This is a genomic window from Mycobacterium innocens, assembly GCF_900566055.1.
In the GTDB taxonomy this organism is placed as follows: Bacteria; Actinomycetota; Actinomycetes; order Mycobacteriales; family Mycobacteriaceae; genus Mycobacterium; species Mycobacterium innocens.
The window spans coordinates 1-3,883 of the sequence record NZ_UPHQ01000188.1 but is presented as its reverse complement, the minus strand read 5'-3'; the positions used below and the strand labels follow the sequence as shown (position 1 = coordinate 3,883).

Here is a 3,883-nt window from a genome sequence, read left to right as displayed (position 1 = left end):
TCACCCTGGCCTGCGGTATCGACAACCGACTCGCCGAAAAAGGCTGGCGCACCCGCAAGAACGCCCGAGGCGACACCGAATGGATACCGCCAGCGCACCTCGATCGCGGACAGCCCCGCACCAACCCTTACCATCACCCCGAACGATTCCTCAGCGACCGCGACGACGACGACCCCGTTTGACACGTCAAACCTTCTGGTAAAACGGCAGATAACCCTGCGCCGCCAGCCGCGGTAGGACACCGCCGCTGTCGATGATCTCGAGGATCAGGTCGGGCAGGGCGGGCACTGTTCCCCGCACTCCGGTGGTGTCGTTGCGCCAACTGCCCTCGGCGAGATCGAACGTTGCGTGATCGCCTTCGGCAAAGACGCTGCTGGCCTGGGGCACCGTCATTGCGGGCAGTCCGGCGTTGACCGCATTGCGGAAGAACAGCGAGTTGAATTCCTCGGCGACCAGCCCGGCTATACCGAGCTCGACGAACAGGGCCGCAACCGGCCGCGACGATCCGACGCCGAAGTTCTTGCCGGCCACCAGGATATCGCCGGGCGACACCTTGTCGGTCCAGCCGGGGCGTAGCTGGTGGAAAACATGCCTGGCCGCCTCGGGCGGATCCATTTTCATGGCATAGGCCGGGTACATGGCGTCGGTGTTGAGACTGTCACCGAAAACCCACAACCTGCCGCTGAAAGTGAGTGTCATGCAACCAAACTCCTCGGGTCGGTGATGTAGCCGGTGACCGCCGAGGCGGCGACGGTCGCCGGTGCGGCCATGAAGATGCGCGCCTCGGTGCTGCCCATCCGCCCGGTGAAGTTGCGGGTGCTCGAGGTGATGCACACCTCGCCGGGGCCGACCAGTCCCATGTGGTAGCCGAAGCAGGCGCCGCAGGTGGAGTTGGTGACGACGGCGCCGGCGTCGACGATGTCCTGTAAGTAGCCCAGCCGCATGGCCTCCCGGTACACCGCTTGGGATGCGGGCGTGACCAGCAGCCGCACCCCCGGCGCGATGCTGCGGCCGCGCAGCACCCGCGCGGTGATTTCGAGGTCTTCGAGCTGGCCGTTGGCGCAGGATCCGATGAATGCCTGGTCGACGCGCTGGGTGCCCACCTGCGAAACGGGCAGACCATTGCGACTGACGGTGCCCGGAAGAGCCACGTGGGGTTCGAGCGTCGCCAGGTCGATGGGGCGGACGTCATGGTAATCGGCATCGGAATCCGGTGCCGCGACGCGGTATCCGCTGATACCGCGGTCTTGCAGGTGGCTCGTCAACACGTCGTCGGCTTCGAAAATGGTGAAATCAGCTGATAGCTCGGCTCCCTGGGTGGCGATGGTGCGCCGATCGGGTATCGGGATGCTGGCCAGACCACTGCCGCCGTACTCGAGATTGCGGTTGGCGGCGTCACCGTAACGGCTGGCGATATGCAGGAAGATGTCCTTGCCGCTGACGGTATCCGGTTTGGCGCCGTAGAACTGGTAGCGGATGGTCGGCGCGACCTGGTACCAGGTTTGGCCGGTGCACATGATGGAGTACACCTCTGCGGCTCCCAGTCCACGGGCCGCGGTGTTGTAGGCACCGGCGGCGCAGGTATGGGAGTCACTGCACGCCAGTACTTCTCCCGGCCGGGCCAGTCCGTTCTCGGCGATGACCTGATGGCTGATGCCATGCCTGCCGACGTCGTAGAAGCGCCGGATACCGAAGTCGGCGACGAACTTCCGGGCTTGCTGACCGCCGGCGGCGTCTCGGACCGTCGGTGCCGGCACGGCATGGTCCATCACCACCGCTAGTTTCTCGGGGTCATGAATCCGGTTGGGCCGTATCCATTCTCGCGCGAACTGGAGATCGATCAACACGGTCATGTCGACATCGACCACGACGGTGTCGCCGGGCGACACCGTGGTTTGGCCGGTCTTGCGGGCAAAGATCTTCTCGATGATGGTCATGCCCATGCGCAGCCCTCCGTCGGCGCGTACCTGGCTTCGATTTCCGACCACTCCGCCAGACCGACCAGGTCGAAGAATTCGGTGGGGGTGCCGGCCCGGTGGGCCGTGGGGTCGGTCCCGTTGAGTTCACACAGCGCCGCCAGCATGGCCGCCGTCGCGCGGCGCACCAACTGACCCGGATGGATCGCCACCGCGTAACCCAATTCCTGCAACCGCGCCACCGGCAGCTGCGGAGTCAGGCCGCCGATGACCAGATTGATCAATAGCGGGGCCTCGACTTCGCTTGCGATGCGCTCGATTTCACCGATGCTCTGCGGAGCCTCGACGAAGACGATGTCGGCGCCCGCGGCGGCGTAGCGGTTGGCGCGTTCGATGGCGCCATCCAGGCCCAGCGGGGCCCTAGCGTCGGTGCGCGCCACGATCAGCAGGCCGTCGTCGGAGCGGGTGTCGAGCGCGGCCGCCAGCGTCTGCTCGAACACCGCGGCGTCCACCACCCGTTTGTCCGGCAGATGGCCGCATCGCTTGGGAAATGCCTGGTCTTCCAACTGGATCGCGGCCACACCGGCGTCGTCGTAGGAGCGGACCGTACGCACCACGTTCTTGGGAGAGCCGTAGCCGGTGTCGGCGTCGGCGATGAGCGGAATGTCGCCCAGTGCGCCGACGACCATTCGCGCGCGCTCGGCCATTTCCGACGCGGTGACCAGGCCGATGTCGGGTAGGCCGAAACCGGAGGCCGCCACCCCGGATCCGGTCAGATACGCCGCGACGTGACCGGTGCGTTTGCTCAAGTGCGCCGAAATCCCGTCGAAAACCCCTGGGGCGACCACGATTTCACGGGTGTCGAGCAGGGCTCGCAGCCGGCGGCGGGCCGGTGTCGTTGGCATGGATGTCGGTCCTCTCTGTGACAGGTTGTTATATACATATAACAACCTGCTTCTTGGCGGCGCAACCGCAACGGTGTGGAAGCATGGGCACCGTGCATCAAGCCGGCGGCAAAACCGCACCCGTGTCGGCCTGCGCAGGCGTGCCGCTGCACCGGCAGCTCTTCCTGGTGCTGCATGACGAGATCGAGCGCGGCGTGCTCGCCCCCGGGGATGCGCTACCCACCGAACAGGCGTTGTGCGAGCAATTCGCAGTTTCCCGGATCACCGTGCGGCGCGCCCTGGCCGACCTGGCCGAGCAGGGCTATATCCAGCGCAGGCACGGTGTGGGTTCCTTTGTGCGCGAAGAGGTTCCAGCTGACCGGTCAGCGCCCGGCCGCTCGTATCTGGAGGGGTTGCGGCAGACCCAGTTCGAAACCGAAGCCGAGATAATCGAACTCGGCGTGCGGCGACCGCCGCGGGCGGTGGCCCGAGCGCTGCAGACGACCGGCGAGCTGCTGCACGTGGTGCGGTTGCGGCGGCAACGCCGCACCGGCGAGCCGTTGATCGTCAGCGACGTCTGGTTGCCGGCCGAGCTGGCCGGCACGCTGACCGAATCCGCGCTGCGCAAGGCGCCGCTGTATGAACTGGTGAAACGAACCGGGGCGGTCGTGGACCGGGTGCAGCACGAGATCACCGCCGAGATCGCCGGTCCCCGCAATGCGCAGCTCCTCGAGACCGCGATCGGCGCCGCGCTGCTGCGGATCAACCGGCTCATCTTCGCGGCGGGCATGCCGCACCACTATCAGTCGGTGCTGGTGTCGCCGACCCGCAGCCGGTTGCTGCTGACGCAGTCCTCCGATGAACTCGAGGCGGCCGACGGTCTGGCGATCGCCCACGATGTGCGCCGCGAACCTACGTGAGTGCCGCCTCGATCGCATCTGCGGGGGCTGCCAGCTGTTGCGGGTTGAGTGGTCGGTAGTTGTCAGTGGTGTGCGGTAGGAACAAAGGTATGAATCTGGCGGCGTGGGCTGAGCGCAATGGTGTTGCGCGGGTGACTGCGTATCGCTGGTTTCGCGCTGATCT

At 66.2% G+C, this 3,883-nt stretch carries 4 protein-coding genes and 2 pseudogenes; 3 read left to right on the top strand and 3 right to left on the bottom strand.

Features of this window, described 5'->3' with window-relative positions; translation table 11 throughout:
- Positions 1–182 (top strand): annotated as a pseudogene (locus EET03_RS18290) (hypothetical protein); the annotation flags it as partial.
- Between the two features lie 4 nt (positions 183–186).
- On the opposite strand, the gene EET03_RS18285 reads toward EET03_RS18290, so the two are convergent.
- From EET03_RS18285 to EET03_RS18275, 3 genes are read right to left on the bottom strand one after another with little or no spacing between them, the layout of a single operon-like run.
- Complete coding sequence (locus EET03_RS18285) at positions 187–699, bottom strand: LeuD/DmdB family oxidoreductase small subunit (protein WP_075542453.1); 513 nt, start codon at positions 697–699, stop codon at positions 187–189.
- The gene (locus tag EET03_RS18280; protein WP_075542454.1) at positions 696–1,943 is read right to left on the bottom strand and encodes a 3-isopropylmalate dehydratase large subunit; all 1,248 of its coding nucleotides are present in this window, start codon (positions 1,941–1,943) and stop codon (positions 696–698) included. The genes EET03_RS18285 and EET03_RS18280 overlap by 4 nt, the downstream gene beginning before the upstream one ends.
- The gene (locus EET03_RS18275) at positions 1,934–2,821 is read right to left on the bottom strand and encodes an isocitrate lyase/PEP mutase family protein (protein WP_075542455.1); all 888 of its coding nucleotides are present in this window, start codon (positions 2,819–2,821) and stop codon (positions 1,934–1,936) included. Before EET03_RS18275 ends, EET03_RS18280 begins: the two co-directional genes overlap by 10 nt.
- A gap of 83 nt (positions 2,822–2,904) precedes the next feature.
- Here EET03_RS18275 and EET03_RS18270 point away from each other — a divergent pair, with 83 nt between their 5' ends.
- Together EET03_RS18270 and EET03_RS18265 are read left to right on the top strand one after the other, a co-directional pair.
- Positions 2,905–3,720, top strand: a complete 816-nt coding sequence (locus EET03_RS18270) for a GntR family transcriptional regulator (RefSeq protein ID WP_075542456.1) — start codon at positions 2,905–2,907, stop codon at positions 3,718–3,720.
- Positions 3,721–3,809: 89 nt separating this feature from the next.
- Positions 3,810–3,883 (top strand): annotated as a pseudogene (locus tag EET03_RS18265) (IS607 family transposase); the annotation flags it as partial.

Coding starts and splice junctions, on each gene's coding strand:
- EET03_RS18280 (WP_075542454.1), bottom strand. CDS start 1,943: ATGGGCATGACCATCATCGAGAAGATCTTTGCCCGCAAGACCGGCCAA.
- EET03_RS18285 (WP_075542453.1), bottom strand. CDS start 699: ATGACACTCACTTTCAGCGGCAGGTTGTGGGTTTTCGGTGACAGTCTC.
- EET03_RS18270 (WP_075542456.1), top strand. CDS start 2,905: ATGGGCACCGTGCATCAAGCCGGCGGCAAAACCGCACCCGTGTCGGCC.
- EET03_RS18275 (WP_075542455.1), bottom strand. CDS start 2,821: ATGCCAACGACACCGGCCCGCCGCCGGCTGCGAGCCCTGCTCGACACC.